General features: G+C 63.1%; 15 protein-coding genes and 4 tRNA genes. All 19 read right to left on the bottom strand.

Features of this window, described 5'->3' with window-relative positions; all coding sequences use genetic code 11:
* Nucleotides 1-82 precede the first annotated feature (82 nt).
* Nucleotides 83-1,276: an elongation factor Tu gene (tuf, locus tag IOC61_RS13015; protein ID WP_195689212.1), complete on the bottom strand. Its 1,194-nt coding sequence runs from the start codon at nucleotides 1,274-1,276 to the stop codon at nucleotides 83-85.
* A gap of 29 nt (nucleotides 1,277-1,305) precedes the next feature.
* Nucleotides 1,306-3,426 (bottom strand): elongation factor G, encoded by a 2,121-nt coding sequence (gene fusA, locus IOC61_RS13010; RefSeq protein ID WP_195689211.1) that lies wholly within the window; start codon nucleotides 3,424-3,426, stop codon nucleotides 1,306-1,308.
* Between the two features lie 44 nt (nucleotides 3,427-3,470).
* The gene (rpsG, locus tag IOC61_RS13005; RefSeq protein WP_132044083.1) at nucleotides 3,471-3,941 is read right to left on the bottom strand and encodes a 30S ribosomal protein S7; all 471 of its coding nucleotides are present in this window, start codon (nucleotides 3,939-3,941) and stop codon (nucleotides 3,471-3,473) included.
* Between the two features lie 129 nt (nucleotides 3,942-4,070).
* Nucleotides 4,071-4,445 carry a 30S ribosomal protein S12 gene (gene rpsL / locus IOC61_RS13000; protein ID WP_102626761.1) on the bottom strand — a complete coding sequence of 125 codons (375 nt, stop codon included), beginning with the start codon at nucleotides 4,443-4,445 and terminating at the stop codon, nucleotides 4,071-4,073.
* Nucleotides 4,446-4,622: 177 nt separating this feature from the next.
* Nucleotides 4,623-8,843: a DNA-directed RNA polymerase subunit beta' gene (rpoC, locus tag IOC61_RS12995; protein WP_195689210.1), complete on the bottom strand. Its 4,221-nt coding sequence runs from the start codon at nucleotides 8,841-8,843 to the stop codon at nucleotides 4,623-4,625.
* A gap of 85 nt (nucleotides 8,844-8,928) precedes the next feature.
* Complete coding sequence (gene rpoB / locus IOC61_RS12990; RefSeq protein WP_195689209.1) at nucleotides 8,929-13,008, bottom strand: DNA-directed RNA polymerase subunit beta; 4,080 nt, start codon at nucleotides 13,006-13,008, stop codon at nucleotides 8,929-8,931.
* A gap of 235 nt (nucleotides 13,009-13,243) precedes the next feature.
* Nucleotides 13,244-13,615 (bottom strand): 50S ribosomal protein L7/L12, encoded by a 372-nt coding sequence (gene rplL / locus IOC61_RS12985; RefSeq protein ID WP_195689208.1) that lies wholly within the window; start codon nucleotides 13,613-13,615, stop codon nucleotides 13,244-13,246.
* An 89-nt stretch (nucleotides 13,616-13,704) separates the two neighbouring features.
* Entirely contained in the window at nucleotides 13,705-14,208 is a 504-nt protein-coding gene (gene rplJ / locus IOC61_RS12980; RefSeq protein WP_132044074.1) for a 50S ribosomal protein L10, read from the bottom strand.
* A 274-nt stretch (nucleotides 14,209-14,482) separates the two neighbouring features.
* Complete coding sequence (gene rplA / locus IOC61_RS12975) at nucleotides 14,483-15,175, bottom strand: 50S ribosomal protein L1 (RefSeq protein ID WP_195689207.1); 693 nt, start codon at nucleotides 15,173-15,175, stop codon at nucleotides 14,483-14,485.
* Nucleotides 15,176-15,177: 2 nt separating this feature from the next.
* Nucleotides 15,178-15,609, bottom strand: coding sequence for a 50S ribosomal protein L11 (gene rplK, locus IOC61_RS12970; RefSeq protein WP_132044070.1), 432 nt, complete (start codon nucleotides 15,607-15,609; stop codon nucleotides 15,178-15,180).
* Between the two features lie 84 nt (nucleotides 15,610-15,693).
* Nucleotides 15,694-16,227: a transcription termination/antitermination protein NusG gene (nusG, locus tag IOC61_RS12965; RefSeq protein ID WP_132044068.1), complete on the bottom strand. Its 534-nt coding sequence runs from the start codon at nucleotides 16,225-16,227 to the stop codon at nucleotides 15,694-15,696.
* 8 nt (nucleotides 16,228-16,235) lie between these two features.
* Nucleotides 16,236-16,604, bottom strand: coding sequence for a preprotein translocase subunit SecE (gene secE, locus IOC61_RS12960; protein ID WP_195689206.1), 369 nt, complete (start codon nucleotides 16,602-16,604; stop codon nucleotides 16,236-16,238).
* Nucleotides 16,605-16,676: 72 nt separating this feature from the next.
* Nucleotides 16,677-16,752, bottom strand: a tRNA-Trp gene (locus IOC61_RS12955).
* Between the two features lie 148 nt (nucleotides 16,753-16,900).
* Nucleotides 16,901-16,975: transfer RNA gene (locus IOC61_RS12950), tRNA-Thr, on the bottom strand.
* Nucleotides 16,976-16,998: 23 nt separating this feature from the next.
* Nucleotides 16,999-17,072, bottom strand: a tRNA-Gly gene (locus IOC61_RS12945).
* Nucleotides 17,073-17,123: 51 nt separating this feature from the next.
* A tRNA-Tyr gene (locus IOC61_RS12940) sits at nucleotides 17,124-17,207 on the bottom strand.
* A gap of 122 nt (nucleotides 17,208-17,329) precedes the next feature.
* Nucleotides 17,330-18,169: a type III pantothenate kinase gene (locus tag IOC61_RS12935; protein WP_195689205.1), complete on the bottom strand. Its 840-nt coding sequence runs from the start codon at nucleotides 18,167-18,169 to the stop codon at nucleotides 17,330-17,332.
* Entirely contained in the window at nucleotides 18,166-19,149 is a 984-nt protein-coding gene (locus IOC61_RS12930; protein ID WP_195689204.1) for a biotin--[acetyl-CoA-carboxylase] ligase, read from the bottom strand. The genes IOC61_RS12935 and IOC61_RS12930 overlap by 4 nt, the downstream gene beginning before the upstream one ends.
* On the bottom strand, nucleotides 19,146-19,474 hold a 329-nt coding region (locus IOC61_RS12925), incomplete at its 5' end, for a hypothetical protein (protein WP_229333131.1). The genes IOC61_RS12925 and IOC61_RS12930, both read right to left, overlap by 4 nt.

Here is a 19,474-nt window from a genome sequence, read left to right as displayed (position 1 = left end):
ACGAGAGTCAAACACTCGTTGACGATGAACAGCAAAGGGGCTCCTCCTGGAGCCCCTTCTGATCATTCAAGCAGCGCGATGCTTACTCGACGATCTTGGCCACGACGCCAGCGCCGACGGTACGACCGCCTTCACGGATGGCGAAGCGCAGGCCGTCGTCCATGGCGATCGGCGCGATCAGGCTGACCACCATCTTGACGTTGTCGCCCGGCATGACCATCTCGACGCCTTCCGGCAGCTCACAGGTACCGGTGATGTCGGTGGTACGGAAGTAGAACTGCGGACGGTAGCCCTTGAAGAACGGAGTGTGACGACCACCCTCGTCCTTGGACAGCACGTACACCTCGGCCTCGAACTTGGTGTGCGGGGTGATGGTGCCCGGCTTGGCCAGAACCTGACCACGCTCGACGTCGTCACGCTTGGTGCCACGCAGCAGGGCGCCGACGTTCTCACCGGCACGACCCTCGTCGAGCAGCTTGCGGAACATCTCGACGCCGGTAACGACGGTCTTGACGGTGTCCTTGATACCGACGATCTCGACTTCCTCGCCAGCCTTGACGATACCGCGCTCGACACGACCGGTGACCACGGTGCCGCGACCGGAGATGGAGAACACGTCCTCGATCGGCATCAGGAACGGCTGATCGATGGCACGCTCCGGCTCCGGGATGTAGTCGTCCAGGGCCTTGATCAGGTTGGCAACGGCGGTGGTACCCATGCCGTTGTCATCCTTGCCTTCCAGCGCCATCAGGGCAGAGCCGGTGATGATCGGAGTGTCGTCACCCGGGAAGTCGTACTCGTCGAGGAGCTCACGAACTTCCATCTCGACCAGCTCGAGCAGCTCTTCGTCGTCGACCATGTCGGCCTTGTTCAGGAACACGACGATGAACGGAACGCCAACCTGACGAGACAGCAGGATGTGCTCGCGAGTCTGCGGCATGGGGCCGTCGGCAGCGGAACAGACCAGGATAGCGCCGTCCATCTGGGCGGCACCGGTGATCATGTTCTTGACGTAGTCGGCGTGCCCCGGGCAGTCGACGTGCGCGTAGTGGCGCGCTTCGGACTGGTACTCGACGTGAGAGGTGGCGATGGTGATGCCACGCTCACGCTCTTCGGGAGCGTTGTCGATGGCGTCGAACTCGCTCCAGTCACCACCGAACACCTCGGCGGAAACACGGGTCAGGGCCGCAGTCAGAGTGGTCTTGCCGTGGTCGACGTGACCGATGGTACCGACGTTGACGTGCGGTTTGGAACGCTCAAATTTTTCCTTAGCCACTGCTATAACCTCTTTACGTTAGCTAACGGTTAACCGTTTTGGTTGATGACGGCTTCAACGACGCTGGACGGCGCCTCTTCGTAATCCGCAAACTCCATGACGTAGCTTGCGCGTCCCTGGGTCTGAGAACGCAGATCGGTCGCGTAACCGAACATCTCAGCCAACGGAACTCTGGCGCGAATGACCTTGCCCATGGGCGAGTCATCCATGCCGGATACCAGACCACGGCGGCGGTTGAGGTCACCCATGACGTCGCCCATGAAGTCCTCGGGGGTGACGACCTCGACCTTCATTACCGGCTCGAGCAGCACCGCCTTGGCCTTCTTGGCACCTTCCTTGACTGCCATGGAAGAAGCAACCTTGAACGCGGTCTCGTTGGAGTCCACGTCGTGGTAGGAACCATCGTACAGCGTAACCTTGACGTCGATCATCGGGTAGCCCGCGATGACACCGTTCTGCAGCTGCTCGTAGGCCCCTTTCTCGACGGCCGGCACGTACTCCTTGGGAACCACGCCGCCGACGATCTCTGAAGCGAACTTGAAGCTCATGTCTTCATCTTCGCCCTTGTCTTCCGCGGTCAGCGGCTCGATGCGCAGATGCACGTGACCGTACTGACCACGACCACCGGACTGGCGCACGAACTTGCCTTCCTGCTCGACCGAGCCACGAATGGTCTCGCGGTAGGCGACCTGCGGCTTGCCGATGTTGGCCTCGACCTTGAACTCACGGCGCATGCGATCGACGATGATGTCGAGGTGCAGCTCGCCCATGCCGGAGATGATGGTCTGGCCGGTCTCCTCGTCGGTACGCACCTGGAAGGAGGGGTCTTCCTGGGCCAGCTTGCCCAGTGCCACACCCATCTTCTCCTGGTCCGCCTTGGACTTCGGCTCGACGGCCACGGAGATAACCGGGTCCGGGAACTCCATGCGCTCCAGAATGATCTTGTCATTCAGGTCGCACAGGGTATCGCCGGTGGTGACATCCTTCAGGCCGATACAGGCGGCGATGTCGCCGGCCAGCACTTCCTTGATCTCCTCGCGGGAGTTGGCGTGCATCTGTACCAGACGCCCGATGCGCTCCTTCTTGTTGCGCACGGAGTTGTAGACGCTGTCACCCGAGTTCAGCACGCCGGAGTAGACGCGGATGAAGGTCAGGGTGCCGACGAAGGGGTCGGTGGCAATCTTGAACGCCAGGGCGGCGAAGGGCGCCTTGTCGTCTGCCTCGCGGGTCTCGATGGTGCCGGCCTTGTCATCCAGCTCGCCCTCGATCGCCTTGACCTCGGTGGGCGACGGCAGATATTCGACGACGGAGTCCAGCACCGCCTGCACGCCCTTGTTCTTGAACGCAGAGCCGCAGGTGACCAGCACGATCTCGTTGTCGAGGGTACGACGACGCAGACCGGCCTTGATCTCTTCCTTGGAAAGCTCGCCGCCTTCCAGGTACTTGTCCATCAGCTCTTCGGAAGCTTCGGCTGCAGCCTCGACCATCTCCTCGCGATACTTCTCCGCGGTCTCCTGGAGCTCGGCGGGGATGTCGATCAGGTCATAGGTGGCACCGAAATCGCTTTCGTTCCACTGGATGGCCTTCATCTCGATCAGGTCGATGACGCCCTTGAAGTCTTCCTCGGTGCCCCAGTTGATCTGGATCGGCACGGCGTTGGCACCCAGACGATCCTTGAGCTGGTCGACGACCATGAAGAAGTCGGCGCCGGTACGGTCCATCTTGTTGACGAACACCATGCGCGGAACTTCGTACTTGTTGGCCTGACGCCAGACGGTCTCGGTCTGCGGCTGAACGCCGGAAGAGCCACACAGCACCACGACGGCACCGTCGAGCACGCGCAGGGAGCGCTCCACCTCGATGGTGAAGTCGACGTGCCCGGGGGTGTCGATGATGTTGATGCGGTGCTCATCGAACTGGTGGTTCATGCCCTTCCAGAAGGTGGTCACGGCAGCGGAGGTGATGGTGATACCACGCTCCTGCTCCTGCTGCATCCAGTCGGTCGTGGAGGCACCTTCGTGGGTCTCGCCCAGCTTGTGGTTGATACCGGTATAGAACAGCACGCGCTCGGTCGTGGTGGTCTTGCCGGCATCGACGTGGGCGACGATCCCGATGTTGCGATAGCGTTTTAGCGGAGTTTTGCGAGCCACGGTGGAACTCCCCGTTGGTTGGCGATGCGTTTTGCGGCCGGCACTTAGAACCGGAAGTGCGAGAAGGCCTTGTTGGCTTCTGCCATACGGTGCACGTCTTCACGCTTCTTGACCGCAGAGCCCTTGCCTTCGGCGGCATCGAGCATCTCGCCGGCGAGGCGCAGCACCATGGTCTTTTCACCACGGCGGCGCGCGGCGTCTGCCAGCCAACGCATGGCCAGCGCCTGGCGACGTGAGGGACGCACCTCGACCGGCACCTGATAGGTCGCGCCGCCGACGCGGCGTGACTTCACCTCGACCATCGGCTGGATGCTTTCCAGCGCCTTGTCGAAGATCTCCAGCGGCTCTTCGTTACTGCGCTCGGCAACCCTGTCCAGCGCACCATAGACGATGCGCTCAGCTACGGACTTCTTGCCGCCGATCATCAGGTGGTTCATGAACTTCGCCAGGCGTTCGCTTCCGAACTTGGGATCCGGCAGGATCTCACGCTTGGCCGCAACTCTTCTTCTAGGCATGATAAGCCCTCTGTTGAAGGGTCCTTCAGGTAAACCCGGAACTCCCACGCGCTCGCCTTGAGCCCGCGACGCCCGACCTTACTCTTATCAGACCGATATCAATGGGTGGTGAATCGCGATCCGGGCCGATCAGGCCTTGGGACGCTTGGTACCGTACTTGGAACGACCCTGCTTACGGTTCTGTACACCGGAGGTGTCCAGCGCGCCGCGGACGGTGTGATAACGCACACCGGGAAGGTCCTTGACTCGACCGCCGCGGATCAGCACCACGGAGTGCTCCTGCAGGTTGTGCCCCTCACCACCAATGTATGAGGAAACCTCGAACCCGTTGGTCAGGCGAACACGGCACACCTTACGCAGTGCGGAGTTCGGCTTCTTCGGGGTAGTCGTGTAGACGCGGGTGCAAACGCCGCGCTTCTGCGGGCAGGCCTGCAGCGCCGGCACGTCACTCTTGCTGACGGGGCGCTTGCGCGGCTTGCGCACCAGCTGATTGATTGTTGCCATCTATTGCTCCAATGGGTTGCCTTGCGGAAGCGAGGTAGCCGCTCGCTTTCCTGTACTACGCTACCTTACCAGCAGGTTCGGGCGCACCCGCCCCACTGTTAAAGGCTGCGCATTCTACTGGCTGACACCACCCTTCGTCAAGCCCGGCCGCCGCAGCGGCCGGGCCTGCCGGGGATGTCAGATCTCGTCGTCGTCGGAATCCAGCGCGGTCAGCTGAGCGCCCAGCTCCTGCTCGACGTCATGGGCCGACGGCGCGGCGGGCTCTTCGACACCATCGCGCCGGCGGCGACGCTCGGCATGGTGAGTCAGTCCGGTACCGGCCGGGATCAGGCGACCCACCACGACGTTCTCCTTGAGGCCGCGCAGGTAGTCGCGCTTGCCGGTCACCGCGGCTTCGGTCAGCACTCGCGTGGTCTCCTGGAAGGAGGCCGCGGAGATGAACGACTCGGTCGCCAGGCTGGCCTTGGTGATACCGAGCAGCACACGCTGATACTTGGCCGGGAACTTGCCGGCCTTCTCGAGGCGCGCATTCTGCTCGAGCACCCGCACCAGCTCGGCCTGATCGCCGGGGATGAAGTCGGAGTCACCGGCATCGGTGATCTCGACCTTGCGCAGCATCTGACGCACGATCACCTCGATGTGCTTGTCGTTGATGCCCACGCCCTGAAGGCGATAGACCTCCTGGATCTCGGCGGTGATGTACTTGGCGAGCTCCTCGACACCCAGCAGACGCAGGATGTCGTGGGGGTTGCTGGGGCCATCGGAGATGACCTCGCCCTTCTCGACCGACTCGCCCTCGAAGACCGCGATCTGGCGCCACTTCGGGATCAGTGTCTCGAAGGGGTCGCCACCGCCTTCCGGGGTAATCGTCAGGCGACGCTTGCCCTTGGTCTCCTTGCCGAAGCTGATCACGCCGCTGACTTCGGCGAGGATCGAAGGCTCCTTGGGCTTGCGCGCCTCGAACAGGTCGGCGACGCGCGGCAGACCACCGGTGATGTCCTTGTTGGAAGAGGCCTCCACCGGGATACGCGCGACCACTTCACCGATACCGATCCGGGCGCCGTTGTCGGCGGTGACGATCGACTTGCCGGGCAGCGGATACTGCACGGGGGTGTCGGAGCCGGGAACGGTGACCGGCTTGCCGGACTCGTCATTGAGCAGGATCATCGGGCGCTTGTCGCGACCGGCCATGGGCCGTGCCGCCGCCTCGATCACCTCGATGGAGGAGAGACCGGTCATCTCGTCCACGCTGCGGTGGATGGTGACGCCCTCATCCATGTCGGCGTACTGCACGGCACCCTCGGCCTCGGCGACGATCGGGTGAGTGTGCGGATCCCACTTGGCCACCGCCTGGCCGGCGTCGACGCTGTCGCCGTCGCGCACCGACAGCTCGGCACCGTAGGGCAGCTTGTAGTATTCGCGCTCGCGACCATGCTCGTCGGCGACGGCCAGGGCACTGGAGCGCGAGACCACCACCAGCTTGCCGTCGGCACGCTCGACATGCTTGATGTTGTGCAGGCGCACCTTGCCGCCATGCTTGACCTGGACGCTGTCCACCGCAGAGGCCCGCGATGCGGCACCACCGATGTGGAAGGTACGCATGGTCAGCTGGGTGCCCGGCTCACCGATCGACTGCGCGGCGATGACGCCGACGGACTCGCCGATGTTGACCTGATGGCCACGCGCCAGGTCACGGCCGTAACAGGCCGAGCAGACGCCATGGGCGGTCTCACAGCTGATCGCACTGCGCACCACGATCTCGTCGACACCCATGGTGTCGAGATCGGCACACCACTTCTCGTCGAGCAGGGTGTTGCGCGGGATCAGCACCTCGTCGCTGGCCGGGTCGATGACATCCTGGGCGACCACACGGCCCAGCACTCGCTGCGCCAGGGGCACGATGATATCGCCGCCCTCGATCACCGGATGCAGGGTCAGGCCACGCTCGGTGCCGCAGTCCGTCTCGGTGATCACCATGTCCTGGGCCACGTCGACCAGACGACGGGTCAGGTAACCGGAGTTGGCGGTCTTCAGGGCGGTATCCGCCAGACCCTTACGGGCACCGTGGGTGGAGATGAAGTACTGGAGTACGTTCAGACCCTCACGGAAGTTCGCCACGATCGGCGTCTCGATGATCGAGCCGTCCGGCTTGGCCATCAGGCCACGCATGCCCGCCAGCTGGCGGATCTGGGCGGCGCTACCCCGAGCACCGGAGTCGGCCATGATGAACACGCTGTTGAAGGAGTCCTGTTCGACCTCCTTGCCTTCGCGGTCGATCACGGTCTCCTTGGAGATCCCCACCATCATCGCCTTGGCCACCTTGTCGTTGGCCTTGGACCAGATGTCGATCACCTTGTTGTACTTCTCGCCCGCGGTCACCAGGCCCGAGGAGAACTGGTCCTCGATCTCCTTGACCTCCTCCTCGGCGGCCTCGACGATCTCGGCCTTGGCGTCCGGGATGACGAAGTCGTTGACACCGATGGAGGCGCCGGACCAGGTGGCCAGGCGGAAGCCGGTGTACATCAGCTGGTCGGCGAAGATGACCGTCGGCTTGAGGCCCGAACGACGATAGACCTCGTTGAGCAGGCCGGAGATCGCCTTCTTCTTCATCGGCTGGTCGACCAGCTCGAAGGGCACGCCCTCCGGCAGGATGCGGAACAGCAGTGCACGCCCGACGGTGGTGTCGCGCAGCATGCGCTGATGGGTCTTCTCGCCGCTCTCCTCATCGATGAGGACCTCGTCGAGACGCACCTTGATGCGGGCATGCAGCGCCACATTCTGGGTGTTGAAGGCGCGCTCCACCTCGTTGAGGTCGGTGAAGACCATGCCCTCGCCCCTGGCGTTGATCTTCTCCCGGGTCATGTAGTACAGACCCAGCACCACGTCCTGGGAGGGCACGATGATCGGCTCACCGTTGGCCGGCGACAGCACGTTGTTGGTCGCCATCATCAGCGTGCGCGCCTCGAGCTGAGCCTCCAGGGTCAGCGGCACGTGGACCGCCATCTGGTCACCGTCGAAGTCGGCGTTGTAGGCGGCACACACCAGCGGGTGCAGCTGGATCGCCTTGCCCTCGATCAGCAGCGGCTCGAAGGCCTGGATGCCGAGGCGGTGCAGGGTCGGTGCGCGGTTGAGCAGTACCGGGTGCTCGCGGATGACGTCGGCGAGGATATCCCACACCTCGGCCGTCTCGCGCTCGACCATCTTCTTGGCCGCCTTGATGGTGGAGGCATGGCCCAGCGACTGCAGCTTGGAGTAGATGAACGGCTTGAACAGCTCCAGCGCCATCTTCTTGGGCAGGCCACACTGATGCAGGCGCAGGGTCGGGCCGACGGTGATCACCGAACGGCCGGAGTAGTCGACGCGCTTGCCCAGCAGGTTCTGACGGAAGCGCCCCTGCTTGCCCTTGATCATGTCGGCCAGGGACTTCAGCGGGCGCTTGTTGGAACCGGTGATGGCACGGCCACGACGACCGTTGTCGAGCAGCGCATCGACCGCCTCCTGCAGCATGCGTTTCTCGTTGCGCACGATGATGTCGGGCGCATTGAGGTCGAGCAGCCGCTTCAGGCGGTTGTTGCGGTTGATCACCCGGCGATAGAGGTCGTTGAGATCCGAGGTCGCGAAGCGCCCACCGTCCAGCGGCACCAGCGGACGCAGGTCCGGCGGCAGCACCGGCAGCACCTCCATGACCATCCAGGCCGGATCGTTGCCGGAGCCCTGGAAGGCCTCCAGCAGTTTGAGCCGCTTGGAGAGCTTCTTGATCTTGGTCTCGGAGTTGGTCTGGGGGATCTCCTCGCGCAGGCGATCGATCTCCTCCAGCATGTCGATATCCTTGAGCAGCGCCTGGACCGCCTCGGCACCCATGCGGGCGTCGAAGTCGTCACCAAACTCCTCGAGGGCCTCGAAGTACTGCTCGTCGTTGAGCAGCTGACCGCGCTCCAGCGTGGTCATGCCCGGGTCGATGACCACGAAGCTCTCGAAGTAGAGCACGCGCTCGATATCACGCAGGGTCATGTCCAGGAACATGCCGATACGTGACGGGAGCGATTTCAGGAACCAGATATGGGCGACGGGGCTGGCCAGCTCGATATGCGCCATGCGCTCACGACGCACGGCGGCCTTGGTGACCTCCACGCCGCACTTCTCGCAGATGATGCCGCGGTGCTTCATGCGCTTGTACTTGCCGCACAGGCACTCGTAGTCCTTGACCGGGCCAAAGATCTTGGCACAGAACAGGCCGTCCCGCTCCGGTTTGAAGGTACGGTAGTTGATGGTCTCGGGCTTCTTGACCTCCCCGAATGACCAGGAACGGATCAGGTCCGGGGACGCCAGGGTAATCTTGATCGCGTCGAACTCGTCGGACTGAGACTGCGATTTGAGGACTTTCACCAAATCTTTCATGGGGTCGGCTCCGCTGCGGAGTTGTCATGGGCGGGGGCGATGCTGCCACCCCCGCGGACCGTCATAATGTGAAGCGTCGGCCGCCTCAGCTCTCGAGCTCGATGTCGATGCCCAGCGAGCGGATCTCCTTCACCAGCACGTTGAAGGATTCCGGCATGCCCGCCTGCATGGCGTGATCGCCATCCACGATGTTCTTGTACATCTTGGTACGACCCTCCACGTCATCGGACTTGACGGTGAGCATCTCCTGGAGGGTATAGGCGGCGCCATAGGCCTCCAGGGCCCAGACCTCCATCTCACCGAAACGCTGACCACCGAACTGCGCCTTGCCGCCCAGCGGCTGCTGGGTCACCAGCGAGTAGGAGCCGGTGGAACGGGCGTGCATCTTGTCGTCCACCAGGTGGTTGAGCTTGAGCATGTACATGTAGCCAACGGTCACCGGACGGTCGAAGGCATCGCCGGTACGGCCGTCATAGAGCGTCATCTGACCGGAATCCGGCAGCTCGGCCAGGCGCAGCAGATGCTTGATCTCATCCTCTTCGGCGCCATCGAACACCGGCGTGGACATCGGCACCCCTCCCTTGAGGTTCTTCGCCAGGGCGATCACCTCCTCGTCGGAAAGCGTGTCGAGTGCCTCGATCCGGGTGCCCGGCGTGGTGTTGTAGACCTGCCCCAGGAACTCGCGGATCTCGGCCACCTGCTGCTCACGTGCATCGCGCAGCAGGGCGTCGATCTTGCGACCCAGCCCCCAGGCGGCGAGGCCCAGATGGGTTTCCAGGATCTGACCGACGTTCATGCGCGAGGGCACGCCCAACGGGTTGAGCACGATGTCGACCGGCTCGCCCTGATCGTCGAACGGCATGTCCTCGATGGGCATGATCGCCGAGATGACACCCTTGTTACCGTGACGACCCGCCATCTTGTCGCCCGGCTGCAGGCGACGCTTGACCGCCATGTAGACCTTGACGATCTTGAGCACGCCGGGCGCCAGGTCGTCCCCCTGGGTCAGCTTGCGCTTCTTGTCCTCGAAACGCTCGTCCATCTCCTTGCGACGCGTCTCCAGCTGCTCGTCGGCCTGGGCCAGCAGCTCGTTGAGCGTCTCGTCCTGGAGGCGCAGCTTGAACCACTGCTGACGCGGCAGCTCGTCGAGGTAGCTCTCGGAGAGCACGTCACCCTTCTTGAGCTGGGGACCACCGTTCACCGCCTGGCCGCTCAGGGTGCGTTTGAGACGCTCGAAGGTGGCATCCTCGGCGATGCGGTAGGTCTCCTGGAGGTCCTTGCGCACCTCGTCGAGCTGCATCTGCTCGATGGAGAGCGCACGCGAGTCCTTCTCCACACCGTCGCGGGTGAAGACCTGGACGTCGATGACGGTCCCCTTCATGCCGGTCGGGGCACGCAGGGAGGTGTCCTTCACGTCGCTGGCCTTCTCACCGAAGATCGCACGCAGCAGCTTCTCCTCCGGCGTCAGCTGGGTCTCACCCTTGGGCGTGACCTTGCCGACCAGGATATCGCCGGGACCGACTTCAGCGCCGATATAGACCACACCGGCCTCATCCAGCTTGGAGAGCGCCGATTCGCCGACGTTGGGGATATCGGAGGTGATCTCCTCCGGCCCCAGCTTGGTGTCGCGGGAGACACAGGTCAGCTCCTGGATATGGATGGTGGTGAAGCGGTCCTCTTCCACCGCCCGCTCCGAGAGCAGGATCGAGTCCTCGAAGTTGTAGCCGTTCCAGGGCATGAAGGCGATGCGCATGTTCTGGCCAAGCGCCAGGTCACCCATGTCCACGGAGGGACCATCGGCGAGGATGTCGCCACGCGCCACCGCGTCACCAGGACGCACGATCGGCCGCTGGTTCTGACAGGTGTTCTGGTTGGAGCGCACATACTTGGTGAGATTGTAGATATCGACGCCGGCCTCACCGCCGATGATCTCATCCTCGTTGACACGTACCACGATGCGCTTGGCATCCACGGAGTCGATCACCCCGCCGCGACGCGCCACCTCACAGACCCCGGAGTCACGGGCGACGAAGCGCTCCATGCCGGTACCCACCAGCGGCTTGTCGGCACGCAGGGTCGGCACCGCCTGACGCTGCATGTTGGCCCCCATCAGGGCGCGGTTGGCGTCATCGTGCTCGAGGAAGGGAATCAGCGCGGCGGCAACCGATACCACCTGGCGCGGCGACACGTCCATCAGCGTCACCTGCTCGGGACGCATGAAGGTGGTCTCGCCTTTGTGGCGCACCTGCACCAGGTCGTCGGCCAGCTTGCCGCTCTCATCCACGGTCGCCGAGGCCTGGGCGATAACGAAGTTGCCCTCCTCGATGGCCGAGAGGTGAACCACCTCGTCGGTCAACTGACTGTCCACCACCTTGCGGTACGGCGTCTCGAGGAAGCCATAGCTGTTGGTGTGGCTGTAGGTCGCCAGGGAGTTGATCAGACCGATGTTGGGGCCTTCCGGGGTCTCGATCGGGCACAGACGGCCATAGTGGGTCGCGTGAACGTCACGCACCTCGAAGCCGGCCCGCTCGCGGGTCAGGCCGCCCGGGCCAAGCGCGGAAACACGACGCTTGTGGGTGACCTCGGAGAGCGGGTTGTTCTGGTCCATGAACTGGGAGAGCTGGCTGGAACCGAAGAACTCCTTGACCGCCGCGGCGACGGGCTTGGCGTTGATCAGGTCCTGGGGCATCAGGCCCTCGCTCTCGGCCATGGAGAGACGCTCCTTGACCGCGCGCTCGACGCGCACCAGGCCGACGCGGAACTGGTTCTCGGCCATCTCGCCCACGCAGCGGATACGGCGGTTGCCCAGGTGGTCGATGTCGTCCACCTCGCCGAAGCCGTTACGGATATGGATCAGCTCCTTGAGCACATCAAGGATGTCGCGACGATCCAGTACGCCGGAGCCGGTATCGGACTCGCGGCGCAGGCGGCGGTTGAACTTCATGCGACCGACACTGGAGATGTCGTAACGGTCTTCGCTGAAGAACAGGTTGTTGAACAGGGTCTCGGCGGCCTCCTTGGTGGGCGGCTCGCCGGGACGCATCATGCGATAGATCTCGACCAGCGCCTCGAGCTGGGACCCGGTGGTGTCCAGCTTGAGGGTGTCGGAGATGAAGGGACCACAGTCGAGATCGTTGGTGTACAGCGTCTCGAGGGTAGTGATGCCGGCCTGGCCGAGCTTCTCGAGCAGCTCCGGGGTGATCTCGGTGTTGCAGGGGCAGAGCAGCTCACCGGTGTTCGGGTCGACCTGATCCTTGGCCAGGGTCTTGCCGAACAGATACTCCATCGGCACCTCGAGACGCTCGAGGCCGGCCTTCTCCAGCTGACGGATATGCTTCTGGGTAATGCGACGCCCTTCCTCGACGATCAGGCCGCCATCGGCATCCTTGATGTCGAAGGTGGCGGTCTCGCCGCGCAGGCGCGACGGCACCAGCTCCACGGAGAATCCCTTCTTCTCGACGTGGAAGGTGCTGGTCTCGAAGAACTCCTCGAGGATCTCCTCGGCGCTCATGCCCAGCGCGCGCAGCAGTACCGAGGCCGGCAGCTTGCGGCGACGGTCGATACGCACGAAGACACTGTCCTTGGGATCGAACTCGAAGTCGAGCCAGGAGCCGCGGTAGGGGATGACCCGCGCGGAGTAGAGCAGCTTGCCGGAGGAGTGGCTCTTGCCCTTGTCGTGATCGAAGAACACGCCGGGAGAGCGGTGCAGCTGGGAAACGATAACCCGCTCGGTACCGTTCACCACGAAGGTACCGTTCTCCGTCATCAGGGGGATCTCCCCCATGTAGACTTCCTGCTCCTTGATGTCCTTGATCGCCTTGTTCGATGACTCCTTGTCATAGATGATCAGGCGAACCTTGACGCGCAGTGGAGCCGAATAGGTGACACCACGCAGCTGACACTCCTTGACGTCGAAGGCCGGCGTACCGAAGCGGTAGCTGACATACTCCAGCGCAGCATTGCCGGACATGCTCTCGATCGGGAACACCGACCTGAAGGCAGCATGCAAGCCGGTCTCGAGACGCTCATCGGGCGCTCGGTCCTGCTGGAGGAAGTCGTAATAGGAATCAAGCTGGATCGCCAGCAGGTAGGGCACATCCATCACTTGGGGCAGTTTGCCGAAATCCTTGCGGATGCGTTTTTTCTCAGTGTATGAGTAAGCCATCTGTATTCCCCAGCTTGTTCACCATGGGTGACCGATGCGTGGTCGGCGCCACCCGACGGGGTGCGGCTCCGTCAGGCGATGAAGGCAAGCGCCTAGAGGGACGCTCGCCTTCTGGAATTCGTCTGGCCGGACTGCCGAAGCAGCGGCCAGTGACAACAGAAAAAGGCCGGCAGCGGGTGTCCCGCCACCAGCCGTGGAAGCTTACGCCGCGCGTGAAGCCATGTTGCTCAAGGACTTACTTGAGCTCCACGCTCGCGCCGGCTTCTTCCAGCTTGGCCTTGGCCGCTTCTGCGTCTTCCTTGGACATAGCTTCCTTGACGGTAGCCGGTGCGCCGTCGACGGCACCCTTGGCTTCCTTCAGGCCCAGACCGGTGATCTCACGGACGACCTTGATCACGTTGACCTTCTTGTCGCCAGCGCTGGTCAGCACCAGGTCGAACTCGGTCTGCTCTTCCTCGGCAGCGGCTTCACCGCCACCCGGGCCAGCCACGACAGCGGCAGCAGCGGAGACGCCGAACTTCTCTTCCATGGCCTCGATCAGCTCGACCACTTCCATGACGGTCATGTCGGAGACGGCGTTGATGATATCTTCTTTGGTCAGTGCCATTGTCACGATTCCTAACTTTGCGGGAGCCACGCTCAAGCGTCGGCTCGGGATTCAATATTCGATTCAGGCTGCCTGCAGGAGTTCGCCGATCAGGCGGCTTCTTCCTGCTTCTGGTCGCGCAGGGCGGCCAGGGTACGGACCAGCTTGCCGGCAGATGCCTCTTTCATGACGGACATCAGCTTGGCAATGGCCTCGTCGTAGGTCGGCAGCGTCGCCAGACGATCGAGTTCGGTGGCCGGAATCAGCTCACCTTCGTAGGCCAGCGCCTTGACTTCGAAGCTCTTCTCCTCCTTGGCGAACTCCTTGAACAGACGGGCGGCGGCGCCCGGGTGCTCGTAGGAGAAAGCCAGCAGGGTCGGACCCGAGAAGCTTTCGTCCAGAATCTCCCAGGGAGTTCCGGACAGGGCGCGGCGTGCCAGGGTGTTGCGGACAACACGCACCTGGACGCCATTCTCGCGGGCCTGCTTGCGCAGTTCGGTCATCTTGCTGACCGCGACGCCACGAGAATCGGCAACTACGACGGAGAGCGCATCCTTGGCCGCTTCACTGACCTCGGCAACAATCGCCTTCTTGCCTTCGAGTGCTAGTGGCACGGTGATCACTCCTTCGTGCCGGAACCTCGCGATGAGGGTTCCGGTGGTTACCATCTCTCCCGGCTGCCCGAAGGCGGGCCGGAAGTCCTGGGTGATGGTGCTCACCAGAAGCCTGGCGGCCACACCATCTGCGCAGGCCAGCCCCGAAGGGATGATTAAGCCGCCCTGGCTTGGGCAAGGCGGCGCCTGCGGTCTTTGACGGTGCCCCGCCGGCGAGTCAGGACTCGACACGGGGACCGCAAAGTTCTTGCTGAATGTTCGACCTACCGCCCGATCAGACCAGAGCGGAGTGGTCGATGGTCACGCCCGGGCCCATGGTGGTGGACAGGGTGACCTTCTTGAAATACACGCCCTTGGAGGTGCTCGGCTTGAGCTTCTTCAGGTCGGCGACCAGCGCGTCCAGGTTGCCCTGGATGGCGGTGGCGTCGAAGTCGACCTTGCCAAGGGTGGTGTGGATGATGCCGTTCTTGTCGGTACGGAAACGCACCTGACCGGCCTTGGCGTTCTTGACGGCAGTCGCCACGTCAGGCGTCACGGTGCCGACCTTGGGGTTCGGCATCAGGCCGCGCGGACCGAGGATCTGGCCCAGCTGGCCGACCACGCGCATGGCGTCGGGCGAAGCGATCACCACGTCGAAGTCCAGCTGGCCCTTCTTGACCTGTTCGGCCAGGTCATCCATGCCGACGATATCGGCACCGGCTTCCTTGGCGGCATCGGCGTTGGCACCCTGGGTGAACACGGCGACGCGAACGTCCTTGCCGGTTCCGTTGGGCATCACGGTCGCACCACGGACCACCTGGTCGGATTTGCGCGGATCGACGCCCAGGTTGATGGCGACGTCCAGGGACTCCTTGAACTTGACCGTGGAGAGCTCGCTGAGCAGAGCCACGGCTTCCTCGAGAGAGTAGACCTTGGTGGAGTCGACCTTCTCGCTAATCATCTTCGCGCGCTTGGACAGCTTGGCCATGATCAGAGACCCTCCACGTTCAGGCCCATGCTGCGGGCACTACCGGCAATGGTACGCACCGCGGCGTCGAGATCGGCAGCCGTCAGATCCGGCTCCTTGGTCTTGGCGATCTCTTCGAGCTGTTCACGGGTCACGGTACCGACCTTGTTCTTGTTCGGCTCACCGGAGCCGGACTTGATGCCAGCCGCCTTCTTCAGCAGGACCGCCGCGGGCGGGGTCTTGGTGATGAAGGTGAAGCTGCGGTCGGAGTAGACGGTGATCACCACCGGAGTGGGCAGACCCGGCTCAATTTCCTGGGTCGCGGCGTTGAACGCCTTGCAGAACTCCATGATGTTGACGCCGTGCTGACCCAGCGCGGGGCCCACGGGGGGACTCGGGTTGGCCTTACCAGCTGCTACCTGCAGCTTGATGTAAGCCTGTACTTTCTTGGCCATATTGGACTCCAGTTGGGTAATAGCGCCTTTCGGCTCCCCGGTGTTGCGGCCGCTGCTGCGGCCCTGCCTGCATCAGGTCGAGCGTTACTCTTTCTCGACCTGCGCGAATTCCAGCTCGACAGGGGTCGAGCGTCCGAAGATCAGCACGCTGACCTGAACGCGACTCTTGTCGTAGTTCACTTCCTCGACGACACCGTTGAAGTCGGCGAAGGGGCCATCGATGACCCGAACCGACTGCCCCGGCTCGAACAGGGTCTTGGGCTTTGGCTTGTCAGTCCCATCCTCGACCCGACGCAGGATGGCATCGGCCTCTTTCTGAGTGATGGGTGCCGGCTTCTCCTTGGTGCCACCGATGAACCCCATGACGCGCGGGGTTTCGTTGACCAGGTGCCAGGTTTCGTCATCCATTTCCATCTCGACCAGCACATAGCCGGGATAGAACTTGCGCTCGCTCTTGCGGCGCTTGCCATCACGCATCTCGACGACTTCTTCGGTTGGCACCAGAATCTCGCCGAAGCGATCCTCCATGCCAAACATCTTCACGCGCTCACCCAGTGAACGCATGACATGCTTCTCGAAGCCGGAGTAGGCGTGAATGACATACCAACGCTTGGACATGGGGGCTCCTAACCGATAACGCCGGACATCGCCCAGCCAAGAAGGGTGTCGATCAACCACAGCATCAGGCCGACCACCAGCACGGCGACCAGCACGATGACGGTAGTCTGGATGGTCTCGGGCCGCGTCGGCCACACTACGCGCTGGATCTCTTTCTTGGCGGCACGAGCCAGCTCGGCGAGGCTGCGCCCCTTGGCGGTGGTCATGGCCACCAGGGCCGCCATGACGCTCAACGCCACGACACCCAACACGCGATAGAGCAGAGCCTGGTCGGCGAAGTAGGTATTGCCTACCACGGCCAGAACCAGCAGAGTGACGACAACCGCCCACTTGAGCCCGTCGTGGCGCGACTCCTGCACCTCGGCGTTATGTTTCATGAAAACGAGACTCCTCAAGGCGCGGCAATCGAAACGTGAATTCTTACGGGAGTAAGCCAGCCTGGGGAAGACTGGCAGGCCAGGAGGGAATCGAACCCCCAACCTGCGGTTTTGGAGACCGCTGCTCTGCCAATTGAGCTACTGGCCTGTATCTGCCTTTCTCCACCCTTTGCAGGTGGCTTGCGACAGCGGGCGCCATCATAGCGAAAGCCGCTTCGCCTGGCAACCCCTCTCGCCACTTTGGATCCATCAATGGCGAGAAAGAGAAAAGGCGAGCCGTGGCTCGCCTTTCAATGTGGAGCTCATGGACGGATTTGAACCGTCGACCTCACCCTTACCAAGGGTGTGCTCTACCCCTGAGCTACATGAGCCTAACCTTTGCACCCGAAGATGCTGGAGCGGGCAGCGGGGATCGAACCCGCATCATCAGCTTGGAAGGCTGAGGTTCTACCATTGAACTATGCCCGCCTACCCACTCTTGCGACCTCGATGACCAATCGCATCATCGCTGCCTGATTCTGGTGGAGGGGGAAGGATTCGAACCTTCGAAGCTTTCGCGGCAGATTTACAGTCTGCTCCCTTTGGCCACTCGGGAACCCCTCCAACTGGCGGCCTATTCTACCAGCGCCATTCCGAATGTCAAGCCATTGTTTTACCAGTAGCTTTTAGTATCTAGAGCGACTCGTGACGCCGCCGCCCTTCTCTTCGGAACGCGGCGCATTGTGTCAAAGCAGCATGGAGAATGCAAGCCCGGCACGAATCTTTTCCAGTGCCACCGGCGATGGAACGCACGGGGCACCCGCCATTCGCCCTGCCCGCTCGGCAGCCGTCAGCGGGAAGCATGCCTCGAGTCCGCCATAGACCATATCGGGCCAGACGGCGTGGGGCACCTGGAGTCCACGAGCCACCACCCGCGCATCGCCGCCGGTCAGCATCAGCGGCAACGCAACTCCTTCGCTATCGCACACCTCGGCATAGACACGATTGATCGCGCTGACCGCCGCCATGTAGATGCCATGATTGACCGCCTCCACCGTACGCTTTCCGGGCACCAACAGCTCTTCCGGCTCACTGTCGGGATCGATGGCCACGTTACGGGTACCAAGCTTGAGGCTCTCCTTCATCAGCCTCAGCCCCGGCAGGATATACCCACCCAGGTGGCGCCCCCCCGGCAGCACGAAATCGATGGTGATGGCACTGCCACAGTCCACGGCACAACAGGCGCCAACCTGCTGGTAACCCGCCAGCACTCCCAGCCAGCGATCGACCCCGAGCCGCTCGGGCTCCTCATAGCCATTGGTGACACCCAGGGCCTCGGGGGTGGAGCTGGCCACATAAACGGCCCCCACGCGCTGACGCAGCAGCTGGACGGTCTCCTCGAGCACCGCTCGCCTCGCGACGCTGGATATGCGCACCGACTCGACCACCTCGAGATTGGGAATATCGGCCCCAGGCCGCCACTCTTCTCGCGTCCATACCGCCCCTCGAGACCGGATCTCGCTGGTATCGACATCCTTGAGGCGCCACTTGGAGAGCGTGTTGCCGATATCGAGGTCGAGAATCATGAGCGCACACGCAGACTGATCTCGCCACCCGCCAGGTAGCGTCGCTCTCCACCCTGAACCACCACCAGGTTGCCGGAGGCATCCACCTCCTCGACCAGCGCCACCTCCCGCGCATTGCCGCTCAACACGTCCACCTCACGGCCGGCGAAGGCGTGTCGGGCGTTCCAGGCATCGCGCCATGGGGCAAACCCCTCACGCTCGAACTCCGCCACCAGGGGAAGCAGCGCCTCCAGCAGGTCGACTGCCAGTGCGTTGCGGGATACCCCGGTGACCTGATCCTCGACAGCCGCGGCCGGCTGTCCCAGGGAGCCGCGGAACGCATCGCTCAGGGAAAGGTTGAGCCCCATGCCGATCACCACCTCACAGGGGCCGGAGGCGTCCCCACTGACCTCCACCAGGATGCCCGCCAGCTTGCCGTAGTCACCATCCGGCCTCTTCAGCAGCACATCATTGGGCCACTTCAGTAGCGGCGAAACCCCGTGACTCTCCAGCACCCGGGCCAGGGCCACCCCTGCGGCAAGGCTCAGCCCCTCCAGGGCAGCGATGCCGGACTCGACTCGCCACCCCAGGGAGAGCATCAGGCTCTTACCCCAGGGGGTGTTCCAGGCCCGCCCACGGCGACCGCGCCCGGCGCTCTGCTGCTCCACCAGGCAGACTTCACCGTGCCCCGCCCCATGATCGAAGCGTTCACGCAGAAAGGCATTGGAGGAGGGAAGGGTTTCCTCGACGATCAGGCGAGTCAGATGGCCTCGTGCCTGACGAGAGAGACCAGCGATGATGCGCGGCCCATCCAGAAGCTCCAGGGGTTCGGCAAGCCGATACCCCTGCCCTTTCACCGCCTCCATGCTGATGCCCAGAGACTCGAGCTTGCGCAACTGCTTCCATACCGCAGCGCGCGATACACCGAACTGCTCACCGAGCTGCTCGCCCGAATGGAACTCGCCGTCGCCAAGAAGGCGTATGAGGTCACCGATGGTCATGCCAGGGATCCCGGACCGAAAAGATCCCATTCTATCGGATGCAGCGCACCCCCGGAAACGCGACGCATCGGAAAGCCTGCCTGCAAACGAAAAAAGCCCGAGCTCATGATGAGCTCGGGGCTTTTTCCGGTAAGTGCCTGGAGATATTCCGGCCGTTGTTCCGGGCGCCGAGCTCCGATGAGCGGCGCCTCGATGGCCGGCATTCGGGACGCTGCATGGGCAGCGTCCTGCCATGAAAAAAACCCGAGCAACTGAATGCCCGGGGTTTTCTCGGTATAAGTGCCTGACGATGACTTGGCCGGCACTCCGGGACGCTCCATGGGGA

Source organism: Halomonas sp. KAO (assembly GCF_015595025.1).
Lineage (GTDB): Bacteria > Pseudomonadota > Gammaproteobacteria > Pseudomonadales > Halomonadaceae > Halomonas.
Note: the sequence above shows the minus strand (reverse complement) of the source record. Positions and strands in the feature narration are given on the sequence as shown.